Annotated in this window: 20 protein-coding genes and 1 pseudogene; 9 read left to right on the top strand and 12 right to left on the bottom strand. The window is 69.5% G+C overall.

Translation table 11 applies throughout. From position 1 onward, the window contains the following. Nucleotides 1-37: 37 nt before the first annotated feature. From AC1VNH_RS15590 to AC1VNH_RS15575, 4 genes and pseudogenes are all read right to left on the bottom strand, one after another. A complete protein-coding gene (locus AC1VNH_RS15590; protein ID WP_483112443.1) occupies nt 38-1,339 on the bottom strand; it encodes an alpha/beta hydrolase in 1,302 nt (433 codons plus the stop codon). After that, the gene (locus AC1VNH_RS15585; RefSeq protein ID WP_483112442.1) at nt 1,336-3,825 is read right to left on the bottom strand and encodes a bifunctional lysylphosphatidylglycerol flippase/synthetase MprF; all 2,490 of its coding nucleotides are present in this window, start codon (nt 3,823-3,825) and stop codon (nt 1,336-1,338) included. The genes AC1VNH_RS15590 and AC1VNH_RS15585 overlap by 4 nt, the downstream gene beginning before the upstream one ends. Before the next feature lie 76 nt (nt 3,826-3,901). Then, nucleotides 3,902-4,147, bottom strand: a complete 246-nt coding sequence (locus AC1VNH_RS15580; RefSeq protein WP_483112440.1) for a zf-HC2 domain-containing protein — start codon at nt 4,145-4,147, stop codon at nt 3,902-3,904. Next, nucleotides 4,144-4,741, bottom strand: a pseudogene (locus AC1VNH_RS15575) (sigma-70 family RNA polymerase sigma factor). The gene AC1VNH_RS15580 and the pseudogene AC1VNH_RS15575 overlap by 4 nt, the downstream one beginning before the upstream one ends. A 110-nt stretch (nt 4,742-4,851) precedes the next feature. Here AC1VNH_RS15575 and aroA point away from each other — a divergent pair. From aroA to bcp, 3 genes are read left to right on the top strand one after another with little or no spacing between them, the layout of a single operon-like run. After that, the gene (gene aroA / locus AC1VNH_RS15570; protein ID WP_483112439.1) at nt 4,852-6,180 is read left to right on the top strand and encodes a 3-phosphoshikimate 1-carboxyvinyltransferase; all 1,329 of its coding nucleotides are present in this window, start codon (nt 4,852-4,854) and stop codon (nt 6,178-6,180) included. Beyond that, nucleotides 6,177-7,220, top strand: a complete 1,044-nt coding sequence (gene rsgA / locus AC1VNH_RS15565; RefSeq protein WP_483112438.1) for a ribosome small subunit-dependent GTPase A — start codon at nt 6,177-6,179, stop codon at nt 7,218-7,220. Before aroA ends, rsgA begins: the two co-directional genes overlap by 4 nt. A gap of 17 nt (nt 7,221-7,237) precedes the next feature. Continuing rightward, nucleotides 7,238-7,708 carry a thioredoxin-dependent thiol peroxidase gene (gene bcp, locus AC1VNH_RS15560; RefSeq protein ID WP_243227044.1) on the top strand — a complete coding sequence of 157 codons (471 nt, stop codon included), beginning with the start codon at nt 7,238-7,240 and terminating at the stop codon, nt 7,706-7,708. A gap of 2 nt (nt 7,709-7,710) precedes the next feature. On the opposite strand, the gene AC1VNH_RS15555 is transcribed toward bcp, so the two are convergent. After that, nucleotides 7,711-8,100, bottom strand: coding sequence for a histidine kinase (locus AC1VNH_RS15555; RefSeq protein ID WP_483112437.1), 390 nt, complete (start codon nt 8,098-8,100; stop codon nt 7,711-7,713). Nucleotides 8,101-8,345: 245 nt separating this feature from the next. Between AC1VNH_RS15555 and AC1VNH_RS15550 the strand changes: the two genes are divergently transcribed. Next, the gene (locus AC1VNH_RS15550) at nt 8,346-8,594 is read left to right on the top strand and encodes a WhiB family transcriptional regulator (protein WP_121060093.1); all 249 of its coding nucleotides are present in this window, start codon (nt 8,346-8,348) and stop codon (nt 8,592-8,594) included. 77 nt (nt 8,595-8,671) lie between these two features. Here AC1VNH_RS15550 and AC1VNH_RS15545 read toward each other — a convergent pair whose 3' ends face one another. From AC1VNH_RS15545 to AC1VNH_RS15535, 3 genes are read right to left on the bottom strand one after another with little or no spacing between them, the layout of a single operon-like run. Continuing rightward, nucleotides 8,672-10,165 (bottom strand): sensor histidine kinase, encoded by a 1,494-nt coding sequence (locus AC1VNH_RS15545; RefSeq protein WP_483112436.1) that lies wholly within the window; start codon nt 10,163-10,165, stop codon nt 8,672-8,674. Nucleotides 10,166-10,174: 9 nt separating this feature from the next. Further along, nucleotides 10,175-11,452, bottom strand: a complete 1,278-nt coding sequence (locus tag AC1VNH_RS15540) for a CpaE/TadZ family protein (RefSeq protein ID WP_483112435.1) — start codon at nt 11,450-11,452, stop codon at nt 10,175-10,177. Next, a complete protein-coding gene (locus AC1VNH_RS15535; protein WP_483112434.1) occupies nt 11,449-12,075 on the bottom strand; it encodes an SAF domain-containing protein in 627 nt (208 codons plus the stop codon). Before AC1VNH_RS15535 ends, AC1VNH_RS15540 begins: the two co-directional genes overlap by 4 nt. A 114-nt stretch (nt 12,076-12,189) precedes the next feature. On the opposite strand from AC1VNH_RS15535, the gene AC1VNH_RS15530 reads away from it, so the two are divergent. Then, nucleotides 12,190-12,471 (top strand): excisionase family DNA-binding protein, encoded by a 282-nt coding sequence (locus tag AC1VNH_RS15530; protein WP_243227039.1) that lies wholly within the window; start codon nt 12,190-12,192, stop codon nt 12,469-12,471. Between the two features lie 5 nt (nt 12,472-12,476). Here the strand turns inward: AC1VNH_RS15530 and AC1VNH_RS15525 are convergent, their stop codons facing one another. Next, nucleotides 12,477-13,073: a hypothetical protein gene (locus tag AC1VNH_RS15525; protein WP_483112433.1), complete on the bottom strand. Its 597-nt coding sequence runs from the start codon at nt 13,071-13,073 to the stop codon at nt 12,477-12,479. Nucleotides 13,074-13,189: 116 nt separating this feature from the next. Between AC1VNH_RS15525 and AC1VNH_RS15520 the strand changes: the two genes are divergently transcribed. After that, nucleotides 13,190-13,624, top strand: a complete 435-nt coding sequence (locus AC1VNH_RS15520) for an Rv3235 family protein (protein WP_137416396.1) — start codon at nt 13,190-13,192, stop codon at nt 13,622-13,624. A gap of 62 nt (nt 13,625-13,686) precedes the next feature. On the opposite strand, the gene AC1VNH_RS15515 is transcribed toward AC1VNH_RS15520, so the two are convergent. After that, nucleotides 13,687-14,913 carry a pyridoxal phosphate-dependent aminotransferase gene (locus AC1VNH_RS15515; RefSeq protein ID WP_283818115.1) on the bottom strand — a complete coding sequence of 409 codons (1,227 nt, stop codon included), beginning with the start codon at nt 14,911-14,913 and terminating at the stop codon, nt 13,687-13,689. 140 nt (nt 14,914-15,053) lie between these two features. Between AC1VNH_RS15515 and AC1VNH_RS15510 the strand changes: the two genes are divergently transcribed. After that, entirely contained in the window at nt 15,054-15,512 is a 459-nt protein-coding gene (locus AC1VNH_RS15510; protein WP_137416394.1) for an Lrp/AsnC family transcriptional regulator, read from the top strand. 40 nt (nt 15,513-15,552) lie between these two features. Here the strand turns inward: AC1VNH_RS15510 and secA are convergent, their stop codons facing one another. Further along, nucleotides 15,553-18,339 carry a preprotein translocase subunit SecA gene (gene secA / locus AC1VNH_RS15505; RefSeq protein ID WP_483112431.1) on the bottom strand — a complete coding sequence of 929 codons (2,787 nt, stop codon included), beginning with the start codon at nt 18,337-18,339 and terminating at the stop codon, nt 15,553-15,555. Between the two features lie 220 nt (nt 18,340-18,559). Between secA and AC1VNH_RS15500 the strand changes: the two genes are divergently transcribed. Both AC1VNH_RS15500 and AC1VNH_RS15495 read left to right on the top strand, forming a co-directional pair. Next, a complete protein-coding gene (locus AC1VNH_RS15500; RefSeq protein WP_483112430.1) occupies nt 18,560-19,132 on the top strand; it encodes a PadR family transcriptional regulator in 573 nt (190 codons plus the stop codon). Between the two features lie 56 nt (nt 19,133-19,188). Then, nucleotides 19,189-20,505, top strand: a complete 1,317-nt coding sequence (locus AC1VNH_RS15495) for a hypothetical protein (RefSeq protein ID WP_483112429.1) — start codon at nt 19,189-19,191, stop codon at nt 20,503-20,505. A 62-nt stretch (nt 20,506-20,567) separates the two neighbouring features. Here the strand turns inward: AC1VNH_RS15495 and hpf are convergent, their stop codons facing one another. Further along, complete coding sequence (gene hpf / locus AC1VNH_RS15490; protein ID WP_483112428.1) at nt 20,568-21,227, bottom strand: ribosome hibernation-promoting factor, HPF/YfiA family; 660 nt, start codon at nt 21,225-21,227, stop codon at nt 20,568-20,570. Nucleotides 21,228-21,255: the final 28 nt, after the last annotated feature.

Genomic DNA, 21,255 nt, shown 5'->3' with positions numbered 1-21,255 from the left:
GGAATTCCGGGGCCCGCCTTCACGTGTGCGCAGACGCTCACCCCGTCGCGGGCGCCGCGAGACCGAGACGAGGCGCCAGAGCGCCGATCGCATAGTCGAGTCCCTTCTGGAGCACGGGCCCCGTGTGTCCCTCCCCCGGGATGGTCTCGGTGAGCACCGCGAACCCCGCCGCGTGCGCACGCGCGGCATTCGCCACCTGTCCCGGGCCGAACTGTCCGTCCTGCTCCCCGTGCGTGAAGACGGCCGCATGTCCGTCGTACTGGCCGGGATGGGCGGCGAGCAGAGCAGCCGGGGTGGCGGCGTCGAACGCTGCTCGATTCCCGCCGAAGACATCCTTGACGGTCTGATCGACGTGTTCCGAGCCGGGGTACTCGTTGCCCGAGATGTCCATGATGTTGCCCCAGGTCTGCGGGAACTGGGCGCCATACGTGAGAGCGCATGCTCCCCCGTTCGAGTACCCGCCGATGACCCAGTACGCCGGGTCGTCGACGATGTTCAGGTGCGCCCGCGCGTATGCGGGGACATCGACGTTGAGATACGTCGAGACCTTCCCGTACGTCGCGGAATCCGCGCACGCGGGGTCGACGTTGACCGAGCCGAGTTGATCGGCGACGATCGCGATCGGGGCGAGTCCGTTGTGCGCGGCGGCGAAGGCGTCGAGGCTCTTGGCCAGCACCGTCGGGTCGGGAGTGCCGGGCTGGCCCATCATGAACACCAACAGCGGAAGACGCGGCGGGTTCGGAACGAGAGCCGCGGGCGGCAGGTACAACGCCGCATCTCGCGCCTGGAAGCCGGTCGCGGGGATCCTCTGGTCGCCCGATAGCGCACTCACCCGGCCCGTCGACGGCATGCCGGCGGGCGGTGTCCACGTCTGGTAGAGGGTGGCGGCGTCACCCGACGCGGCAGAGGTCCCGGGCAGTGGCGCGCTATCCAATGCCTGAATGCCGAGAATCGCCGCGAGGTTGCCGGTGAGCCCATAGGCGGCGTTGACGCTCAGCCCCATTCCGATCGCACCGGCGACGATCAGCAACCCCGCCACCACCCGACGCCACCACGGCCGGATGAACAGTCCCGCCGCGCCCATGGCCGCTGTCGCAACACCCACCGCGATCCATACGGCGGCATGCACCGGAAGGGGACCCTGAAACACGTCCCACGCCTCCAGGAGGTGGGCACCGGCGTAGCCGATGACGGCGCCCACCGCCGCGGTGATCAGCAGACGACGGATGCGGCGTGGCGGCACGACGAGCAGGACGAGCGCGCACACGGCGACGACCGACCAGACGACCCATCGCAGCGGGCTGTTGATGAGTTCGAGTGTCAGCAGCCACTGGATCATCTGTCTCCTCCTCGAGCACTGCGCAGCAGCGCCAGCACATCACGAACAGTAGCGTCGGGCAGGTAGGCCCGACCGATCGCGGTGCCGATCCGCGGGAGATCGACCGGGTCGCCGTAGGCCAGCCAGATCGTGCGATACCGAGGATGGAACTTCCGCTTGAACCGGAAGAGAGAGTCGAAGCCGTACGCGGGCTCGAGGGTCTGAGCCAGCCAGCCGAGCACTCCGGAGAGGATCGTCGTGTCGCCGGGTGCCTCGACGTCGGGTTTGACCGCCATCGGAGCGCCCGAAAGACTGAGCTCCCCCACCCCGTCGGCCGCGGCCTGCTGGGCCGCACGCGCGATCGCGAACTCCATCAGACCGTTGGGCCCGTCGGCGCGACGGCGCATGAAATCGAGCGTCCATCCGCTCGGCACGCCGTCACGCCAGGAGGGCATCCAGCTCGTCACGACCTGGATGCGGTCGGCGTCGTCGACCGCGAGCAGCAACGCCACTTCCGGGTCGGTGATCTCCTCCAAGGTGCCCAGAGTGAACCCCATCTCCGGCAACGCCTTGTCAGCGACCCATTGCTCATCGATCTCGCGGATCTGCGAACGCTCGGCGGCGCTGAGGTCGGCCCACCGCGTCCAGACCGCCGTCATGCCCTCTCGTTCCGCGCGGGTGACGGGCTGGCGCACCTTCTGCCACTGCTTGCCCTCGAGGGTCACCTCGAAGGCGACCAGCACGGTCTCCTCCCCCACGGAGACGTACTTCCATCCCATGTCATCGAAGACCGGAAGTGCTTCGTCGTGAATGCTGTAGAACGCCGCTGTCCACCCCGACTCTGCGCAGAAGTCGACGAAGCCCCTGATGGCCCGCGCCTGCTCTCCGTGCGGTGCGAGCGGGTCGCCGACCGCCAGGGCGACGTCACCGACGAGCCGGTACGCGACCGCGCAGGCGCGGTCCGCGCTGTACCAGTAGCGCGTTCCGCGCCAGGTTCCGAGGAACGAGAGGGTCCCGCCGCCGCGGCGCAGCAGATCGCGGTAGAGGCGCGCGTCCGCATCCTCGGGCGGACGGACGCTTCGATAAAGGCGGACCAGAGCGAGCACGACGATCGCCCAGAACACGACGCCCACCCACTGATAGATCCACAGTGCCGCACCGTGACGAGGGAAAGGCGGCTGTCCGATGCCCTGCAGGAAGGCGGGCGGCACGAACCTGCGCCACGACTCCACCACGATATCGGTGAGCGTCGGAGTCACATCGAACGACTGCCGGAGCAGGGTCTCGCTCGCCACGAAGACGGCGCCGCAGGCGAGAAAGGCGATCAGCACGGTCGCCGCGAACGTCCGGGCGGCGTGGCGGGTCGCACGCACCGGGAACCGGTGGCGCACGACGATCAGGGCCGTGGCGCTCGCGACGGGCACACCGATGGAAGCGACCGCCCACAGCACGTACTCGAGCCCGGATCCATCGGCCCAGGGCTCGATCGCCAGCTCGCCGCTGACCAGCGCGTAGAGGGCGAGCACAGCCAGCACGCCCTGGACGCAGACGGCCAGGAGCAGGCCCGCCCGGCGTCCGCGTCGAAGACCCAGTGCGGCCACGATCAGCAGCGCCAGCGGAACGAGGGCGAGGAGCACGGGGCCGACGCCGCGCGTGAGCACGAGCGCGAACTCGTGGTCGCACACCGGCCGGTAGCTCACCTCGCACCGATCGACGAGATGCTCGTCGAAGGCGAGGAACGACGAGGCCACGAGGGAGAACGGGCCCCGTCCGCCGCCGGCGATCACTGCGGCGAGCGGCCCGAGACCGGTGATCGCCACGAGCACCGCCATGAGCGCGCGCACCTCGCGCGACGAGGATCGATGCCAGTCCAGCCGCGGCCTCCGCCGCGCCAGGAGCGAGCCCGCCGCCAGGCCCAGCAGGGCTGCGATCAACCGATACCAGGAGTCGGCGTCGCCCGCGTAGAGCGCGAACATGACGACGGTGGCGAGCGCGACGAGTCTGATGCGCCGCCGCCAGAGTGCGGACGCGAGCGCGGATGCCGCCAGCACGGCAGCGAAGATCCCCATCGACGGATCCAGTACGGGATCGTTCGATTCCAGGGGGCGCAGTTCGTCGAGACCCCACAGCGCGGCGTGCGCGGTCGCGCCGAGAAGGATCGAGAGGACCCCGCCGGACACGAAGACGATCGCGGATCTCAGGTGACCCAGCAGCGACTCCGCGTAGGCGAATGCCGTGAGGACGAGCAGGAGGCTGAGGAAGACCTCGACCGTCGAATCGGGGACCACGAGCGCGGTGAGGATGGACCACCACCGGCCGTCGGCGAGCGCGGCCGCGCCGCTGCCCCAGGCCGTGGCATCCGCACCCCAGAGGGAACCGGTGGCGAGCGATGCGGCCAGGACGAGGGTGGCGAGGCCGAGGGCGACCGGATGACGCACCGCGTATCGACGCACCTGCGCCGCCGTGATCGCGTGGCGCCGAGCGCGCGACCAGTCCGCCTGTGACACGCGACCTCCCACGGACTCAGAGTGCCGCCGTCACCCTATCGACCAGGGATGGTCCGCGGGAGCAGAACTCTGTGCGTCAGTGATGAGTCGCCTGTGCGGCGCGGAGCCGCTCGAGCACCTGGTCGCGAAGCTGGTCGGGCGCCGTCTCCTTGCACGCCCGCGCGACGACCTCGGTGAGCGTGGTCGCCACGAGCGCCTCGTCGCGGCACTCGGCGCAGGTCTCGAGGTGCTCGCGGATGTCGCTGTGCTCCACGTGGCACATCTCGTTGCGGAGGTACTCCTCGAGATCGCGTCGGGCCTTCTCGCAGCCGCAGTCGGTCATTTCTTGCTCCTGGGTGCAGACGGGGCGATGCCCCGTTCCTTCGCGTAGTCGGCGAGCAGGTCACGAAGCATGCGCCGGCCTCGGTGCAGGCGGCTCATGACCGTGCCGATAGGGGTCTTCATGATGTCCGCGATCTCCTGATAGGCGAAGCCCTCGACATCGGCGAGGTACACCGCCAGCCGGAAGTCCTCGGGGATCGACTGCAGCGCCTCTTTCACGATCGACGCCGGCATGTGGTCGATCGCCTCCGCCTCGGCGGAGCGGGTGCTGGTTGCGGTGGTCGACTCCGCGCCGCCCAGCTGCCAGTCCTCGAGATCGTCGATGGCGCCCTGGTAAGGCTCGCGCTGCTTCTTGCGGTACACGTTGATGTACGTGTTGGTCAGGATGCGGTACAGCCACGCTTTGAGGTTCGTGCCCTGCGTGAACGTCGCCCACGAGGAGAACGCCTTGACGAAGGTCTCCTGCACGAGATCGGCTGCATCGGAGGGATTGCGCGTCATGCGCATCGCCGCCGCATACAGCTGGTCCATGAACGGCAACGCCTGCTCCTCGAATTGAGAGCGGGTGTCCACGGCAGAGGCTGGTGTCGTCCATCGTGGGCAATCCTACGCGTTGCCCGCGAGCGACCTTCGGGCGCTCGAGCACGGCATTCATGCGCGTCCTTCCTTCACCGTCGATCGGAACGGTTCAGTAGGGTGGAACCGATGAGCGACGAGCGCTATTCCCCCGATCTCGCCGGCTGGGCCGCACCGACCGCGCCCGCGACTGTGCGCGCGGTCGTCCAGGTGCCCGGCTCCAAGTCGCTGACCAACCGCGAACTCGTGCTTGCGGCTCTGGCCGACGGCCCCGGCATCCTGCGCGCACCGTTGCACTCCGACGACTCGGCGCGGATGTTGGGGGCCCTCGCCGCCCTCGGTGTGGGTATCGAGCGGATCGAGGGATCGGGCCCCTTCGGTGACGACCTGAGGATCACGCCCGCGACCACGGCGCCGGCCGATGTCGTCGTGGACTGCGGTCAGGCCGGCACCGTCATGCGCTTCGTGACACCGCTGGCCGGCTTCGCGCGGGGCGACGTGACCGTCACGGCCCACGAGAGCGCGCTGCACCGGCCGATGGGCGAGATGATCCGAACTCTTCGCGAGGTGGGCGTCGACATCGACGATGCCGGCACGTGGTCGCTGCCCTTTCTCGTGCGCGGGCGCGGGCATGTGCGCGGCGGCGAGGTGACGATCGACGCGAGCGCGTCGAGCCAGTTCGTCTCCGGCCTTCTGCTGTCGGCGGCGCGGTTCGACGTGGGCCTGCACCTGCGACACGAGGGCGGGCGTCTGCCCTCGATCCCGCACATCGACATGACCGTGGAGTCCCTCGCGCACCGAGGCGTACATGTGGAGCGCCCGGCGCCGGGCGAGTGGATCGTGCCGCCCGGGCCGATCCGCGCGAAGGACATCGCCATCGAGCCGGACCTCTCCAATGCGGCTCCGTTCCTCGCAGCGGCGCTGATCACGGGCGGCGAGGTGACCGTGGACGGATGGCCCGCCCACTCCACGCAACCGGGCGCTCAGCTGCCCGAGCTGCTGGCAGCGTTCGGCGCGCGCAGCAGCCGCCGTCACGGAAGTCTGACCGTCGCCGGCGGCGACGCCATCAGCGGCGTCGATCTCGACCTCTCGGCCGTCGGGGAGCTCACGCCGACCCTCGTCGGCATCGCGCTCCTCGCGGATGCGCCGTCCACGTTCGTCGGCATCGGTCACCTGCGCGGCCACGAGACCGATCGCCTCGCAGCGCTCGTGCACAACGTCCGCGCTCTGGGCGGAGACGCCGAAGAGCTGGACGACGGCATCCGCGTCACGCCACGGCCGCTCACCGGTGGGCTGTGGCGCGCGTTCCACGATCACCGCATGGCCACCACCGGCGCATTGATCGGGCTGGCCGTGCCCGGAGTCGTCGTCGACGACATCGCCACGACGGCCAAGACCATGCCAGAGTTCCCCGAGTTGTGGCAGCACATGCTCGCGGGCACGGAGTCCGCCGGGTGAGCTGGCTGCCCCCGGACGACGACGAGGAGGACCTCGCCTACGACGAGTCCGCCTTCCGCGCGCGCCCGAACCCCAAGGCCAACAGACCGCGCACGAAGCGCCGACCTGCCCACGCCGACGCACGCATCGCGCGCGTCCTCGGCGTGGACCGCGGACGTTATCAGGTGCTCGTCGACGAGGACGAGCCCACGGAACGCGAGATCGTGGCCACGCGTGCGCGGGAGCTGCGACGCACCCCGATCGTCACCGGCGACCGCGCACGCGTGGTCGGTGATGTGAGCGGCACGGAGGGCACACTCTCACGGATCGTCGGCATCGAAGATCGCACCACACTCCTCCGGCGCAGCGCCGACGACACCGACCAGGTGGAGCGCGTCGTGGTCGCCAACGCCGACCAGATGCTCGTCGTCGTGGCCGCCGCCGATCCCGAGCCGCGTGCGCGCCTGGTCGACCGCTATTTGATCGCGGCGCTCGATGCCGGGATTCGGCCGCTTCTCGTGGTGACCAAGACCGATCTCGCCGACCCCGCGCCCTTCCTGTCGCACTTCGACGGCATCGACATCGAGGTCTTCACGAGCGCCCGTGGCGAGATGCCGGTCGAACGCATCGGCGCGGCCCTGATCGGTCACTCCACCGTCTTCGTCGGTCACTCCGGGGTCGGCAAGTCCACACTCGTGAACGCGCTCGTGCCGGGGGCCAGGCGTGCGACAGGTCACGTTAACGAGGTCACCGGACGCGGGCGCCACACGTCGAGTTCGACGGTGTCGCTCCGCTACCGGGGCGACGGCGGATCGGGCTGGGTGATCGACACGCCAGGCGTGCGCTCCTTCGGCCTCGGCCACGTGGACCCGGCCAACATCCTGCGCGCCTTCACCGACCTGGCCACCGTCGCGGAGGACTGTCCGCGCGGCTGCACCCACCTGCCCGACGCGCCGGACTGCGCGATCATCGCCGCGGTCGGCGAGGGCAAGCTCGGCCCCAGCGGCGCGGCGCGCCTGGACTCGCTGCAGCGGCTGCTGGCCACGTTCGGCGGCCGCTGAACGCCTACGCTGGAAGCATGACTCAGCTGCAGCCCGGCGACATCGCCCCCGACTTCACGCTCCACGACCAGGACGGCACCGCGGTCTCGCTTCAGGAGTTCCGTGGCCGCCCCGTCATCCTCTACTTCTACCCCGCGGCGATGACGCCCGGGTGCACGACGCAGGCATGCGACTTCCGCGACAGCCTCTCCTCGCTCACGGCTGCCGGGTACACCGTGCTCGGGGTCTCCCGCGACTCGTCGGAGAAGCTGCGGACGTTCCGCGAGCGCGACGGTCTCACCTTCCCGCTGCTCTCCGACCCCGATCACGCCGTGCACGACGCCTACGGCGCATGGGGCGAGAAGACGAACTACGGCAAGACCGTCGAGGGCGTGCTTCGCTCGACGTTCGTGATCGACGCGGACGGCCGCATCGCGCAGGCGCTGTACAACGTCAAGGCCACCGGCCACGTCGCCCGGCTCCGCAAGCTCCTCGGCATCGACGGCTGAGATCAGTCCTCGCGCCGGGCGTTCTGAGCCGCCCGGCGCGCCGCCGAGATCAGCAGCACGAGCACGATCAACGCGGGAACGCCCAGCTGCAGCCCGTTGAGCGGATGTCCGTACGTCCCCGTCACGGCGCCGATCGCGACCGCGAGCACCAGCAGCTGGACCACGATGCCCCCCGAGCGCCCGCCGGATCTGCCGCGTGCCGCGGCGACACCGAACCAGGCGACGAGCGCGGCTCCCATGAGGGTCAGCACGAGAAGAGCGATCGCCGTCGCCGGGGATGCGGTGTCGCCCTGGGCGAGCGCGACGAGCTGCCAGACCGCGAGCCCCGCGAGTGCGACGCCCTCCAGCAGGACGAGTCCACCCGCAACCAGGCTCAGCAGATCGTTGCGCATGACACCTCGGGAGTTGTGGGAATGGACAGTATTCGGACGCATGCAGTTGGTGACGGAACACAAAACAACCGGTGAACCCTTGATTCACCCTGGTCACTGTGGAACCATTGACGACGTCGTGTGCTCCCACAGCGGCGTGGGGCGAGCTCAAGCTCGCACATCACACAGGGTACCGGACCCCGATCCGGGCTCTTTCACAACCCACCCGTTCTCACAATTTTCCGACGCCTGAGGAGCAACATCACATGGATTGGCGCGACAAATCAGCCTGCCTGACCGTAGACCCGGAGCTGTTCTTCCCGGTCGGTAACACCGGTCCGGCGGTCGACCAGATCGAGAAGGCCAAGTCCGTGTGCGCACGCTGCACCGTCACCGAGATCTGCCTGCAGTACGCCCTCGAGACCGGCCAGGACTCGGGCGTCTGGGGAGGCCTCTCGGAGGATGAGCGTCGCGCCCTCAAGCGCCGCGCCGCGCGCGCCCGTCGCGCCTCCTGAGCACTCCGACACCTGTCAGGCTCCGCATCCGCCGTTCCTGCGCCGACAGGTGCCAGGTGTCGGCGGATGCGTCGTTCTCAGACTTCGCCGCGGTCGATGTAGCGCAGCGGGATGTCGATCGTGACCTCGGTACCGCGGCCCATGATCGTGTGCCAGTCGATCGTGCCGCCCAGTTCACCCTGGATCAGGGTGCGCACGATCTGCGTGCCCAGCCCCCGGCCCACCTGACCTTCGGGCAGACCCACCCCGGTGTCACGGACACGGACCTCGAGGTTGTCGTCTGAGCGTTCGGCGGCGATCTCGACCTCGCCCTCCTGCCCGGCGAGTCCGTGCTCGACGGCGTTCGTGACGAGCTCGGTCAGAGCGAGCGCAAGCGGGGTCGCGTACTCGCTGGGAAGCGTGCCGAAGGACCCGGTCTTGCGGGTACGAGCCCGCGTCGTGGGAGCGGCCGCCACTTCGGCGACGAGCTTCAGCACCCGTGAGAAGACCTCGTCGAAGTCGACGTTCTGCGTGAGTCCCTCGGAGAGCGTGTCGTGCACCACGGCGATCGCCGAGACGCGCCGGGTGGCGTGCGTGAGTGCGTCACGGGCCTCATCCGAGTGCGTGCGGCGAGCCTGGATCCGCAGGAGCGAGGCGACGGTCTGCAGGTTGTTCTTGACGCGGTGATGGATCTCGCGGATCGTCGCATCCTTGGTGATCAGCTCCTGGTCGCGGTGGCGGAGCTCGGTCACATCACGGCACAGCACGATCGCACCGATCCGGTTGCCGTGGTCGCGCAGCGGAATGGCCCGCAACGCCACCGTGACGCCTCGCGCTTCGATGTCGACCCGCCACGGCGCGCGGCCGGTGGCGACGACGGGCAGCGACTCGTCGAACTGCCTCTTCTCGGGGAGGATCTGCGTGATGACCTCCACGAGCGGCTCACCCTCGAGCTCGTCCTCGAATCCCATCCGGTAGAACGCGGACAGCGCATTGGGGCTCGCGAACGTGGTGAGTCCGTCCACGTCGATCCGGATGAGACCGTCCGACGCACGAGGCGCGCCACGCCGCGGCGACGCGGGTGCGGCGACGTCGGGGAACTCCCCCGTCGCCACCATCCCGAACAGGTCGTCGGCGCAGTCGTTGAACGTGATCTGCTGGCGGGAGGGCGTGCGGGCCTCACCGAGGTTCGTGTGGCGCGTCAGGACGCCGAGGATGCGGGCCGGAGAGTCCGCCCCGGCGCGAGCGCGGACCACGGGGACGGCGCGCACGCGCGTGGGAGTCTCCTCGAACCAGTCCGGCGACGCGGAGTCGACGATCCGGCCGGTCGTGAAGGCCTCACGCACCTGGGCACGCCATTGCGGGCGGACGCGGTCGCCCACGATGTCGCGGTAGAAGAGCGTCGCCGCGCCGGAGGGACGTGTATGCGCGACGGCGATGAAGGAGTCGTCCTCCGTGGGCACCCACAGCACGATGTCCGCGAAGGCGAGATCCGCCAGGAGCTGCCCGTCGCCGGCCAGCCGGTGCAGCCACTCCACATCGGCGGGATCGGAGAAGCCGTGCGCGTAGACGAGATCGCTGAGGGTCGACACCCCTCCACCCTATGCGGAGGCGACCAATCGCTCGTGCGGACTCCGAGGACCGCGGCGCTCGCGTCGGGTCGCGGTGACCGGGACCGGCGGAAGCAGAGCCTCCCCGACGATGCGCCGGATCGCCGAGACCATCGCGGACCTCCCGGCCACCTCGGCGGCGGGCCGGGCCGCGAGCATCCCCGCATCCGCCGCCCTGCGGTCCTCCGGCACGAACCACACGTCGCGGATGTCTGCATACCGCTCCAGCGTTCGGCGAAGCTGCCCGCGCGCGTCGATGCCGACTCCGCCGCGACGGAGCCGGTTCACGACGACGGTCAGCGGCGTCGTTCCGATGACCGCCCGCAACTCCCCCACCGAGCGCAGGAAGCGCGCAACGGAGACCGGATCGGCGGCGAGGACCGCCACGACGTGATCCGCCGTCTCCAGCGCGGCCAGCGTCGCGGCGTTACGGCGAGGGCCCGCGATGACATCGCTCACGATCTCCTCGTCCCGCTCCAGGGATGCGGCGACGTCGACCACGGTGTGCTCGGCCCATCCGGCGCAGGCGGCGAGCGCGGCACGCACGCGCTTGTCACTGAGCTCGGGCCACCTCGACGGGCGGTTGATGCCCGTGAGCACGTCGACGTCGGCGCCGCCGAGGGGCACCGAGATGCGCTGGAGCTCGATCTCGTCCAACGCGTCCAGTTCGGCCTGGCGGCATGCGACCGCGAATCCTGGCCCTTCGTCCGGCAGACCGAGGGCCATGGCCAGGGACGGCGCGTGCGCGTCCGCATCGACGAGCGCCACGTGACGGCCGCCGCGGGCGAGCTCAGCCGCGAGACCCACGGCGATGGTGGATCGCCCAGGGGCGCCGTGCGAGCCCCAGACGGCGATCAGCCGTGGCCCGGCGACGGCCGGCCGGGCGACGGCCGACGCCGACGCCGTGGCGAGGGCGGCCGCCACATCCCGCGCCGAGCCGGTCGCCGGAACGGGTGAGGCGAGACCGAAGGCCGCCGCCAGACGGGCGGCGGCCGCATCGTCGCCGAGCGGCAGGACGCGCACGCCCCGCGCGTCCGCGAGGGCGACGGTGTGAGCCGTGAGCTGGTCGACGCGCGCGGCGAGCACCAGTGTGTCGGCGGTAGCGAGAAGCGCCGACAATCCCGCATCCGATCCCTGACCGACCGCGACGGTCGCCGCGAACCTGTCCGGAGGATAGATCGCCACCTCGCGGGCACCGTCCAGCAGCAGCTGCTCCCGCAGTGCGAGGGCGGCAGGCTGCGCAAGGACGAGCACCACGCGCGAGATCACGACGCCCCCTGTGCGGGGACCACCGAGAGCGTCGCCTCACCCGCCAGCGCCGCGAGCACCTCCGCCACGGACTCACGAGGAACGACGAGTTCGACGGAGGGCGCGGTGGTCGCCATCACGGAGTCGCTGCTCGCCAGCGCCGCGACTGCCGCGTCCGCGACCAGGATGCGCGGAGCCTGCCGCACCCCCTCCTCGTCGAGCGGGGCTGCCCACACCTCCACCGGCGTCCCGACCTCGACCGACGCGGGGATCGCCGTGCTGCTGGGGACGACGATGGTGGTGGTGCGGACCTCGGACGCGGCCCCTACGGCGGCCGCCGGGATCAGCTCGCCGGCCGGGATCGTGCGGGTCGCCACGGCGTCGGGGGGCAGGGTGTCTCCCGACGCGTACGCACCTTCGAGCGAGCCCAGGGCGACGTCGACGACGCGTAGTTCCGAGGGCGAGATGCTCTCGCCGGGCACGATGGTGCGGGTCGCCGCGTAGACGGGGACCGTCTGCCGCGACGATGCGACGACGAACCAGACGCCCGCAATCGAGACGAGCACGAGCACGACGCCGATCACGAAGCGCGCGTCCGCCCAGAGCGCGCGGGGACGCTGGCGGGGCGTGACCTGAGCTGTCATGGCGTCCATGCTGACCGAGGCCGGGTCGGGCCGTCGGATCTTATCCACAGCGCTCTTATCCACATGGCGCGCCACCGCGCCGAGGTGTCGGAACGGCACCGCATAATTGAGGGCATGCCCGACACGACCCCGCCCGAGGGCCGCCTCCTCGCCCCGGCATCCGTTGCCGAGGCACTGGCGGTGTCGGTCGACGAGGTCATCGCGCTGGTGATGGAAGGAAGGCTGCGCGGCGTCCGCGTGGGCGAGAGCCGCCAGTGGCGCATCGAGGAGGCCAGCGTGTCGGATTACCTCGACGACGAAGCCGAGGACGCCCGCCGGATGGCGCTGTGGCGCCAGTCCAATGCGGCCAGTTTCCCCGAACTCTGGGGTCACGGGCGCGTCCGCAACCCCGACTGAACTCCTCAGAGCACGTCGGCGCCCTCCCAACGCACCCAGGACAGCGCGGTGAACGGGATCAGTCGGTAACCGCGGACCGTGGCTGAGCGACGCGGCTCATCGACGTCGTGCAGCGCGAGGTCCAAGTGATCCGCCCCCGCCCGGTCGATGGTCCCCGCCACAGCGCGCGTTCCCACCTGCATCGTGACGGGAACGCGTCGACGCGCGAGATCACGCAGGACGAAGCCGATTCCCATACGTTCCGAGACACCCACCCGCGGCGACGGATGCGGCCGGGCCGCGCGCAGGAGGTCGCCCTCTCCCACCCCGACGGCCGCCACGGCGGCCACCGGGACGAGGACGCTGCGTCGCTGCACCTCGAGTCCCATCCAATCGGCGCCGACCGCGATGAGCACCCCGGTCAGAGCGTCCGCGGCAACCAGATCGACGACGAGGTCGGGGCGTTGCGTCTCATCCGTGCGGGCGAGGACGAGGAGCCTTTCACGCAGCGTGACGCGCGACAATCGCAGCCGCTCGGCCTCCGTGTCCAGAACCGCGCGCTCCGCTTCCCACTCGGCATCGAACTGCCCCTGCAGGTCTTCGAAGAAGCGTTCCCAGCGCACGCCGCGAGATTAGACCGATACCCCGCCAATCATGAGAAGTTTTCCACAAACCGTTTCCGACCTGGCCGAACTGCTCTACTGATCCCGCTCAGGATCCCCGTTCATGTGAGGCCCAGATGGTTCAGATCGCCACCGGCGCGACGCGCCCGGAACGCAGCTTCATGCGCTTGTCCGCCGATTTCTTCGCGCCGCAGCCGACGTCGTCGTCCGAGCTGCCCGATCCCGTGCCCCTGGTGCGCAACCTCACCAACGGCGTGCTCGAGGCTCTCGCGGGGGTTCGCGACATCGATCAGCTCGCGCGATGGATGACCGAGGACACCTACCGCGCGCTTCTCACGCGTGTGAACCTCGCCACTCGCGCCCGCAGCGCGCGAGGCGTCGCCGCCGCCCGCCCCGTGCACTCGATCCTGAGCGTGCACCACTCGGAGCCCGCCGATGGCGTCGTCGAGGCGGTCGTGGTCGTCGCCGGTCCCGCCCGTACCCGCGCAGTCGCCATCCGCCTGGAGGGCATGGACCGGCGCTGGCGGGCCACCTCGCTCGCTCTCCTGTGAGAATGCTCTCATAGCCAGCGGGTTGCTGAACGCCGGTCGCGGATGACCCGCCGGCCCCCGCACTACTGGCGGTAGGACGCCAGGAAGTTACCGAGACGCTCGATGGCCTCCGAGATCACCCGGGCCTCCGGGAGGGTCACGATCCGCAGGTGATCCGGGGTCGGCCAGTTGAAGCCCGTCCCGGGAACGAGCAGGATGTGCTCGGCCACGAGAAGATCGTGCACGAGCTTTGCGTCGTCGCGGATCTCATGCACCTCCGGGTCCAGCCGCGGGAACGCGTACAGCGCGCCGGCGGGCTTGACGCAGGACACTCCCGGAATCGCCTCCAGGCCCTCCCACGCCGCATCCCGCTGCTCGTGCAGGCGTCCGGTCGGAGCGATCAACGCATCGATCGACTGAACGCCCGACAGCGCCGCCTGAACCGCATGCTGCGCAGGAACGTTCGGGCACAACCGCGTGGACGCGAGCAGGTTGATGCCCTCGAGGAAGCCGCGCGCGTGCTGGCGAGGTCCGGTGATCACCATCCATCCGCTGCGGTACCCGGCGACACGGTAGGTCTTGGACAAACCGTTGAAGGTGAGGCAGAGCAGGTCCGGCGCGAGCGTCGCCAGCGGGATGTGGCGGGCGCCGTCGAAGAGGATGCGGTCGTAGATCTCATCGGCCAGCAGCAGGAGCGAGTGCTCGCGGGCCAGTTCCACGATCTGTGTCAGCACCTCGCGGGTGTACACCGCCCCTGTCGGGTTGTTGGGGTTGATCACGACGATCGCCTTGGTGCGGTCGGTGATCTTGGAGCGGATGTCCTCGATGTCGGGCTGCCAGCCGTTCTGCTCGTCGCAGACGTAGTGCACGGGCGTGCCGCCGCCGAGGCTCGTCATCGCCGTCCACAACGGGTAGTCCGGTGCGGGGATGAGAACCTCGTCACCCTCGTCCAGCAGAGCCTGCATCGTCATCGTGATCAGCTCGGAGACGCCGTTGCCGAGATACACATCGTCCGGGGTGAAAGGGGGAAAGCCCGGCTCCTGCTCATACCGGTACACGACGGCCCGGCGCGCGGACATGATGCCCTTGCTCTCGCTGTACCCGTGCGCGGAGGGGATCGCGTCGATCATGTCGCGCACGATCTGGAACGGCGCGTCGAAACCGAAGACCGCGGGGTTTCCCGTGTTGAGCTTCAGGATCGTGTGCCCCTCGGCCTCGAGCCTGTCGGCCTCCACCAGGGCCTCGCCGCGGATCTCGTAGAGGACATCCTTCAGCTTCCGGGACTGATCGAGGGGGCGCAGCGAGCTCATCCGATCAGGATAGTCCGGCCTCGGCCGGGCCAATCCGCATCCGCTGGCACGACTGGCGGTTCGCGCACGTCATTCGGCGGTTCTCACACAATCGCCGCCGATACGGTGAAGGGGTAACACCCCTTACCCGAAGGACTCCCATGGCCGCGCGCGATCACCTCGACGACACTTCCAAACGCATCATCGAACAGCTTCAGGAGAACGGGCGCCGCTCCTACGCCGAGATCGGCAAAGCCGTCGGGCTCAGCGAGGCTGCCGTACGCCAGCGGGTGCAGCGGTTGACGGATTCGGGGATCATGCAGGTCGTCGCCGTCACCGATCCCATGCGCCTCGGTTTCCACCGCCAGGCGCTCGTGGGGCTGCGCGTCAGTGGTGACAGCCGCGCCGTGGCCGCCGAACTCGAGCAGATCTCGGCCGTCGACTACCTCGTGCTCACCGCGGGGAGCTTCGACATCCTCATCGAGGTGGTCTGCGCATCCGATCAGGACCTCGCCGAACTGCTGAACGCCCGCATCCGCACGATCCCCGGCGTCATCTCCTCGGAGACGTTCGTCTACCTCGAGGTGCGCAAGCAGTCCTTCGACTGGGGCACCCCCTGAACGAGCGAGCGCCCCGCATCCTGCGGGGCGCTCGCTTCTCTCACTTCTTCTTCGCTCTGCGCTGCGCCCGGTTCTGGGCCTCGGGCTGAGGAGCCTCGGTGCGCTGACCGAATGCACCGCGCGGGGCTTCCGCCGCGGGCGGCGCCGCAGCGGCCGGAGCTGCGGCTTGACGCGCGCGACCCGTGGCCGCCTTCTGCACCTGGCCGCGGTCGTTGCGCACCTCGACGTCGCCGTCCTCGGTGGGAGCGCTGTACTCGAGCCGCTGGCCTTCGACCGAGGGGGCGACCAAGCCCTTGGCCTCGACCTCGGTGTGCTCACCGTCCGGGCGACGCACCTCGACCTCGAGGTTGAAGAGGAAACCGACGGACTCCTCCTTGATCTGACCCATCATCGCCTGGAACATCTCGTAGCCCTCGCGCTGATACTCGATCAGCGGATCGCGCTGAGCCATCGCCCGCAGTCCGATGCCGTCCTTCAGGTAGTCCATCTCGTACAGGTGGTCGCGCCACCGGCGGTCGAGCACCTGCAGCACCACGCGGCGCTCGAGCTCGCGCATCGCCTGCTCGCCGAGCTGCTCCTCGCGGGCGGCGTACGCGATGGACGCGTCGCTGCGCAGCTCCCGCTTGAGACCGGCGGGGGTGACGCGGCCCTTCTCGCCCGCTTCGGCGACGACCTCGTCGATCGTCACACCCACGGGGTAGACCGTCTTGAGCTCGGTCCACAGGGCGTCGAAGTCCCAGCTCTCGGTGTGCCCGCTGCCGGTGTGGTCGTCGACGATCGCATCGATCGCGTCCTCGATGAACTTCGTGACGCGCTCCTGGATGTCGTCGCCGTGCAGGATCTGGCGGCGGTCCGTGTAGATCGCCTCACGCTGACGGTTGAGCACGTCGTCGTACTTCAGGACGTTCTTGCGCATCTCGGCGTTACGCGCCTCGACCTGGGCCTGCGCGCTCTTGATCGCGCGCGAGACCATCCCGGACTCGATCGCGACGTCGTCGGGGAAGTTGGTGCGCGCGAGGATCGCCTCGGCGGCACCCGACTGGAACAGCCGCATCAGATCGTCGGTCAACGACAGGTAGAAGCGGCTCTCGCCGGGGTCGCCCTGGCGACCGGACCGACCGCGAAGCTGGTTGTCGATGCGACGCGACTCGTGGCGCTCGGTACCGAGCACGTACAGACCGCCGGCCTCGACGACCTTCGTGGCCTCTGCCGCGACCGTGTCACGCACCTGCTGGTAGACCTCGTCCCACGCGGCCTCGTACTCCTCGGGGGTCTCGACCGGGTCCAGGCCCTTGCTCTTCATCTCCTGGACCGCGAGGAACTCCGCGTTGCCGCCGAGCATGACGTCGGTGCCTCGACCGGCCATGTTGGTGGCGACCGTGACGGCACCCAGACGTCCGGCACGGGCGACGATCTCCGCCTCACGGGCGTGGTTCTTGGCGTTGAGGACCTCGTGCTTGACGCCCTTCTTGGCGAGCAGCCGCGAGAGGTATTCGCTCTTCTCGACGCTCACCGTGCCCACGAGCACGGGCTGACCCTTCTCGTGACGGGCAGCGATGTCCTCGACGACCTGGGCGAACTTGGCCTGCTCGTTCTTGTAGACGAGGTCGGGCTGATCCTTGCGGATCATCGGCTTGTTCGTCGGGATGGGGACCACGCCGAGCTTGTAGGTCGACATGAACTCGGCCGCCTCGGTCTCGGCGGTACCGGTCATGCCGGAGAGCTTGTCGTACAGGCGGAAGTAGTTCTGCAGCGTCACCGTGGCGAGCGTCTGGTTCTCGGCCTTGACCGGGACGCCCTCCTTGGCCTCGATCGCCTGGTGGATGCCTTCGTTGTAGCGGCGTCCGACGAGGATACGGCCGGTGTGCTCGTCGACGATCATGACCTCGTCGTTCATGACGACGTAGTCGGTGTCGCGTTTGAAGAGCGCGAGCGCCTTGATCGAGTTGTTCAGGAAGGAGATGAGGGGCGTGTTGGCCGACTCGTACAGGTTGTCGATGCCGAGGTAGTCCTCGACCTTCTCGATACCGGGCTCGAGCACACCGATCGTGCGCTTCTTCTCGTCGACCTCGTAGTCGACGCCGGCCTCGAGCGTGCGCGCGATCTTCGCGAACTCCGCGAACCAGCGGTTGGCCTCGCCCGAGGAGGGCCCGGAGATGATGAGCGGCGTACGAGCCTCGTCGATGAGGATCGAGTCGACCTCGTCGACGATGGCGAAGAAGTGGCCGCGCTGGACGAGGTCCTCCTTGCGCCACGCCATGTTGTCGCGCAGGTAGTCGAAGCCGAACTCGTTGTTCGTGCCGTAGGTGATGTCGGCGTTGTACTGCTCGCGGCGGACCTCGGGCGTCTGACCGGAGACGATCGTGCCCGTGGTCATCCCCAGCGCCCGATAGACACGACCCATGAGCTCGGCCTGGTAGCTGGCGAGGAAGTCGTTGACCGTGATGACGTGGACGCCCTCGCCCGCGATGGCGTTGAGGTACGCCGCGAAGGTAGCCGTCAGCGTCTTTCCTTCACCGGTCTTCATCTCGGCGATGTTGCCGAGGTGAAGCGCGGCACCACCCATGATCTGGACGTCGTACGGACGCTGGCCGAGCGTGCGCTTTGCGGCCTCGCGGATCGCGGCGAAGGCTTCGGGCATGAGCTCATCGAGCGTCTCCCCCGCCTGATACCGCGCGCGCAGCTCCGCCGTCTCGCCGCGGAGCTCCTCGTCCGTGAGCTGCGTGTACTCCTCCTCGAGCGCACCGACGGCTTTCACGACCTGCTGCAGGCGGCGGATGACGCGGCCTTCGCCGGCGCGGAGGAGTTTCTCGAGAGGGTTGGCCACGTGGCATCTCCATCTGTCGGGTGGGCGTGCTTCTGCCCAGTCGCACCCGGAGTCCGGGCACACCGCCCCCATGTTATCCGTCTGTGACCTCTGGAAGCACGACGAACGACGGGTTCAAAGCCATTGCCCACCCAGCCGCGGCCCCGCGGCGCGCCGCGAGGACGCCCCCGGCGTTTCCCGGTATGCATATATGCGTCCCCCGCCCCTCGGAAGGAGCCCCATGTCGGTCAGGCAGTCGCTGCTCGCGATCCTCGCGCAGGGCGCGTGCTACGGCTACCAGCTGCGCGCCGAGCTCGAGCGGCGCAGCGGGTCGGACTGGAGCGTGAACGTCGGGCAGATCTACAACACGCTCGACCGGCTCGAGCGCGATGGCCTCGTAGTCAAGGGCGCCGTCGACCCACAGGGCCACGTCTACTACGCCGCGACCGAGGCGGGTAAGGCGTCCGCCTCGGGATGGTTGCTACGCCCGCTTCCGACGGCGAGCGGTTCGCGAGACGAGATCGCGACCAAGATCGCCCTCGCGGCGACGCTGCCGGGCGTGGATGCGGGCGCCGCGGCCCGCGCGGAGCGGGATGCGGCCGCCGAGCGGCTCGCCCACGCGCGGGCGGCCGCGATCGAGGAGCACGAGCTGGCACGCTCGATCGCCCACGAGGCGCGCGTGGCTCGAGCGGAAGCAGAGTTGCGGTGGCTGGAGCGTGTCCTCGAGCGGCTGTCGGCGATCCCCGAAGCCTCGCGCGTGCAGCCGATCTCACAGTCGCGCCCGCGCCGGGGGCGCCCCGCGCGGATCGCGTGAGCGTTCGATCCGCTCACGCTGAGAACAGCCACATCCACCGCGCCTAGGATCGAGCCATGGCCGGTTTCTGGGGTAAGCGCAAGCGTGAGCAGCAGGCCGAGATCGACGCGCAGGACGCGGATCTCGCACGTCGCGCGCAGCAGAGTCTCGTCGCCGCGGACGAGCGCATCCGCGCGACGACGGAAGAGCTCGCCTTCGCGGAGGCGGAGCTGGGCGAACGCTCGACGAAGGAGTTGCGCGAGGCGCTGCAGGCCGTGCGCACGCATCTCGGCGAGGCCTTCCAGCTGCACCAGCTCAACCACGACGAGATCCCCGACACCCCCCAGGAGCTGCGTACCCGCAACGCGCGGATCGTGCAGTTGTGCGAGTGGGCCGAGGACCTCCTCGACGACCGCACCTCCGCGCTGGCAGGCGCGGTCGCCCGCATCCGACAGGCGCCGCAGGTGCTCGCCGGCGTCCGGGCGGATGCCGAGAGGCTGCGGGAACGCGTGCCCGGCGCGCGCGAGGTGGTGGAACGTCTGCGCCAGCGATACTCTCCCGCCGCTCTCAGCCAGATCGAGAATGCCCCCGCCGAAGCGGAGCAGGTGCTGACCTTCGCCGCCCACAGCGCGGAGGTCTCGGTGCGGCGTCGAGAGGCGAATCGCGCCGAGGAGGCCAACATGGCCCTCGAAGCCGCGACGGAGGCCGTGCGGCGGGCCGAATCGCTCCTGGACGGCGTGGAGGACTTCGAGATCGAGGCGCTGCGCGCCGAGTCCACCCTCGCGGAGGTCATCGCGGACTCGCGCGACGACATCATCCGTGCCCGATCACTGCCGACGAATCCCGAGATCCAGCAGGCGATGACCGACTTGGAAAGGGCGCTGGCCGCGCTCCCACCGGCAGGCAGCCCCGCCGACCCCTTCACGCAGCTCTCACAGCTGCGCACCGCCAACACGGCGCTGGACGAGGCGGTCGCCAAAGCACGCCGCCGGGCCGAGCACCCGCTCCCGAGCGCCGCGCAAGTCCGCCACGCCGTCGACGACGCCGAGCGACAGATCGCTGTCGCCCGCAGCCTCATCAACGGGCACAGCGGCTGGATCGGCGCCGACGCGCGCACGCGTCTCGCCGAGGCGGAGCGCACGCGACTCGAGATCGACGCCCTCCCCGATGAAGAGGACTCCCGCGAGAGCGCTCTGCAGCTCGCGCGTCGCAGCGGACAGCTCGCCAGCGAAGCACTGCAGCTGGCCCAGCGCGACATCGACTCCTCTCGCCCGCGCCACGACGACTGGGGCGGCTACGGCCGCGGCGGTCGCGGCGGCGGAATGGGCGACGCGATGGGCGGAATCCTGGGAGGCCTCGTCATCGGCGGCCTCCTGGGCGACATGTTCGACTGACGCTCTCACCGACACCGCGAAGGGGCCGCCTCCGTGCAGAGGCGGCCCCTTCGTCTCTGTCGTCAGGAGGCGACGCGTGCGGGCTGTGCCAGGGTGTCCAGAGCGATGACTCCGTAATCCCATCCCTTGCGGCGGTAGACGACGCTCGGCTGGTCGGTGCGCGCGTCGATGAAGAGGAAGAAGTCGTGTCCGACCAGCTCCATTCGGTCGACGGCGTCCTCGACGCTCATCCATTCGGCGTCGAACTGCTTGGTGCGGATGACGACGGGCGTGTAGTCCTGCTCATCCTCGGCCCCTGTCAGCACGGGCACCTCGCCCGTGGCGACGGCCTTGAGCACATCGACGGATGCGGGCTGCACATCGATTCCGGCGATCTCGCCGGTGCCCTTCTCGTAGTGGGCACCACGCGGATGGTTGCGGGCGTCGACGCGCTTGTCCTTGGCCCGGCGCACCTGCTCGCACAGCTTGTCGACGGCAAGGTCGAGGGCGGTGAACTTGTCCCCGTCGACCGCCTCCGCGCGGATGACCGGCCCCTTGCCGGTGAGGGTCAACTCGACGGTGGAGTCCTCGTGAGCACCGTTTCGGTATGCGCGGTGGGTCACCTTGACCTCGAGCCCGGCGGCCCGCGGCGCGATGTTCTCTATGCGGCTGGACTTCTCGTCCACGACAGAGCGGAAACGGTCCGAGATGCCGACGCCCACGCCGACGATGTTGGTTTCCATCCTTGACCTCCTTGTTCCGGTCCACCCG

The sequence above is a fragment of the Microbacterium sp. KU4F genome (genome assembly GCF_056868075.1).
This window is presented reverse-complemented; position numbering and strand designations above follow the sequence as displayed.